The 3,771-nt window shown below is 37.3% G+C and carries 2 protein-coding genes and 1 pseudogene; 1 reads left to right on the plus strand and 2 read right to left on the minus strand.

What is annotated here, in order from left to right:
• Nucleotides 1–178: pseudogene (locus tag BZG81_RS15535) on the plus strand (IS1634 family transposase); the annotation flags it as partial.
• Between the two features lie 737 nt (nt 179–915).
• Here the strand turns inward: BZG81_RS15535 and BZG81_RS15310 are convergent.
• Nucleotides 916–3,138 (minus strand): dynamin family protein, encoded by a 2,223-nt coding sequence (locus tag BZG81_RS15310; protein WP_077677806.1) that lies wholly within the window; start codon nt 3,136–3,138, stop codon nt 916–918.
• A 5-nt stretch (nt 3,139–3,143) separates the two neighbouring features.
• On the minus strand, nt 3,144–3,771 hold a 628-nt coding region (locus BZG81_RS15660; protein ID WP_158011859.1), incomplete at its 5' end, for a hypothetical protein.

Here is a 3,771-nt window from a genome sequence, read left to right on the forward strand (position 1 = left end):
CCCAAGCATGGTGAAGAACAAAACAACGACTAAACCGACGGCACGTTGGGTATTCTTAAAATTTGAAGGGATCGACACACTCGAACTCGACGGTCAGAGCTTCATTACCGGTGTACGAGAGCATCAACGACGATTGCTGAAATTGTTGGGTCAGTTATACGAAGCGGTTTATTCCTAAATTAGGTGCGGAAACTCGGTTTAACCATTGAATTGATGATGGAAGGCAACACCGCCACCTGGGGCGATCCTGTGTATCCGTTGGTGTGAGTGTGGATACTGACTGGTTGCAATACGTTGCTCCAGTTTAGCAAGGTACATACGCTAAGATATGTACCTTGCATCAGCGTTAAAAACGGGCTTAGGTGTAAAGTGTATTTGCACAGCCTCGAAAAAGGACCATAAATACGCTTAATGAAACGTCTTTTTAGTTAGTACATAATGAGCGTAATCTTGTCCGATCGACATTTAGGACATACAAACTTCTTTACACGCATCTTGATTAAAAATGCTTGTCTATCGGATAGAATATAACCACATCCTTTACACGCTATATTTGATTTTCCAGGTGGTTTTATTGGCATATCTTTCCCGACTTTTAATATTAAAAACTCTCATGAATAACTATTTTCATTAGACAATTTCTCATCAGAATTGGTTATATTTAACCTTACAGTTCACAAAAAAACCACTGATGGCTTGATTACTTTATTGGTATTGGTGTTTACATAACCTCTGAGCAATACGTGTTGGATCTATTATTCCGCACCTAATTATCTATTAAATTATATGACTCCAATCACGTTTAAAGTAGCTGGGTCATTCAATGGTGGCTACCCAAGTTGCTTTCTGTTAGTCGTGTTCGTTTAAACTATCTTTCACTACTATCAGGAGGTTAAACGTGACTCTAAATAACCATTAACAACTCAATTTCCGCTTATCTTCCTCAATCATTTCAATGATATCGCTGTACTCTTTTAAGGCATGCTCCTTGTTCTCTAAGTCTATACTAAGCTGCTCTACATTAGACTGCAAATCGCCTATCAGAGAAGGAAGAAATTCTTGCTCTTCATTTGAGATCCTACCAAGCATATCAGAGCCGCATCTATTCACTTCCTGAGTGATCTCAGTTAGCAACACGCCCACCACTCTCACCTGTTCTTCTCGAAGTTTCTCGATTTCATCACCTTCAACTTCATTTACAGAAAATTGTTGTCTAATAGAGTTGATATGATGGTCTAGATCCAAACTAATTGTTGGAATCGTAATTCTGTCAACAGAGTTACTTAAAGGAAGCAGTATCATTTCAGGATCGAAATCAGGATCAGAAAAATCAAACAAGCTTTTTACTGCTTGTTTGATATCTTCACGGAACTGGTTAATGTTGATAGCTTGAGCGCTTGACTGGTATAGTCTATCGCTAGTCTCGACTACAAAGTCTTCCAACTTTTGAACAGCATCTTGAACATTCGCATAGGTGTAATTAACTGTTCTATAACTAGTACTAGAAACCGTCTTCTTTGAAAACCAAGTAGATGGACTAAATAGCTCAGGATCATAGACCTCACGCGAGGTAGTATATGCCTCTTCTCGCCTACCTGTATGAGAATTAACACGTTTAACTGAAAGTGAGTCTTGCTTTATACCTTGCTCTACTTTATGTAGTGTTTTTTCGATCTGTACTCGGTATTTATCGAAAACCATGCTCACTTGCGATTTACCCGCACTGATACGTTTAGCCAACTCTTCTTGTTTCTTTTGGGCTTCTACTAGATCGCCTTTCTCAAGATTATTTCTCTTATTAGCAATATCATCAGCAATAACCGTTAGTTTGTGTAATAGATCACGCTCAGCCCCTTTTGTAATATTATCAAGGCGTTCCGACATTATTTTATCTTTTTTTTCACGAACAGAGTGCAGCTTAGAATGGACTTTCTTAAAGTTAGCTACCGCTTCTAAAATTTGGGGCGTAAAAGTAAAGCCATCAAACATTTGGTTCATACGGTTTAGAGTGTGTTGCTCTTCTTCACTTAGATCATCACCCTTCCTTGCTAAGTCATAACAACGAGAAGAAATGAAAATAGGTGGCAAAGCATTTTGCAGAGTTTGCATCAAGTGTGACTGACCACCGTTATTCAGTTCATCCTGGCGGCAAACAGCATTAACTTCCGACTGAGCTTGATCACTTAAGCTTGCGGTTAAAGAAGGCAAAGCTTGTTGAATAGAATCGTAATTGCTGTATTCATCAAGCAAAGCACTGTCGAAAAGTGAACCAATTAAAATAATCTCTTCAATGCCCTTATTAGGGATGCTTTGTGCCAACAACGACATATCTTGACTATCTAAGAACTGTCCACAGTAGCTAAGCAAAAAGATAACATCACATTGTCCAAGAATCTCCTGTGTTCGTCTGCCCCTCGATACTATCGGGTCATTCATACCAGGAGTATCAACAACTTCAATATCTTTCAGTCCAGAAAGATTCAATGCTAATGATGAACTCTTGACTATTGGAGCAAACTTACCTTGAGCACCCACAAATGGTGTTAAGTCAGCGATTAACATCTCATTAGAATTTTCACCATCAACAAAGTATTTGGTGTCAAGATACTCATCCACATTTAAGCCTGAACTCAGTACCATCTGATAAAGCTCAAAACAAGCTTTAGACTCTTCAGAATAAATTGGTTTTTTTGGTGGTCGAACACCTTTCTGAAGCTTACGACCTGATTCTTTTGATAATCTAAACTCATTGAGTTTATCGTTATAAACTTTTTCTTCTTGCTCTACCTCATAAGCTTTTTCTAGGACTTTATGCCACTCTTTTTTGCTGTAGAATTCAATCGTTGCAGATGGCTGTTTAGAATAACTAATATTAGTAAGTGCTGCTGTCATTGGTGTCGCAGCTTTAGGGAGAACCGATTTACCATCAAAAAGTAAACTGTTTAGAAACGATGATTTCCCACGTTTAATTTGACCAACAACACCAATACGTAAGACTCTGTTCTCTTTTTTAGCATTGGCAATATCGGTTTCCAATGTATCTCTCAAAAGCCTAATATCAGCTAAGGTCTTATCATTCAAAACTTTAGCATAAGTCTCATACTTAGAGTAAACTCTTTTTATTTCATTTTCGATCATAAAAATCACTCATAAAACTTAATTAACTTCCCAGCACTCGTTCTATCAGTCAAAGAGCAATGTAGCTGCAGCTCTTTAACGTTTCCCAATTGCTTAAAACTAGTTTTTGTATTCGAAAAAATAGACTTAACGCCGATTATTGTTTTATTCCCCCGGCCTTTCTTATACGACCATAGTGTACCATTAATGTCGATTAGWCAACCTTCCTCAAAGCATGTTCTAAATTTCAAAACTCTATTGCTCTGCCCTAACTTTGAGGTTATAATCTTTTTAGTTCCACCATCAAGTATATAGCGGTCACGACCAGTCAAACCAATACTACTAAAGAAGTAGCTAACGATAGAGCTTTGTTGTATTAAAGTTGGAGACTCGATGTGAAGTGTCTCATCCAATTTATCGAAGCTAACATTGATTGTACTTAGCTTAAAATCATCTGAATCAGGCAGTATAAAAGTACCTTTATTTACACTTGCTTCTTTTCTATCTATCTTAGATTGTAGAAAGGGTAGGATAATCTCATTACTTATTCCATCTTTAATTTTGCTTTTCATACAAGCCATAATCTTTCTCTTGGATGTTTTTGTGCTTTGCTTTGACACTTGTTCAAGAGAAATATCATAATAATCAAATATA

Origin of the sequence: Salinivibrio sp. MA607 (assembly GCF_001996245.1) — a bacterium.
GTDB classification, from domain to species: domain Bacteria; phylum Pseudomonadota; class Gammaproteobacteria; order Enterobacterales; family Vibrionaceae; genus Salinivibrio; species Salinivibrio costicola.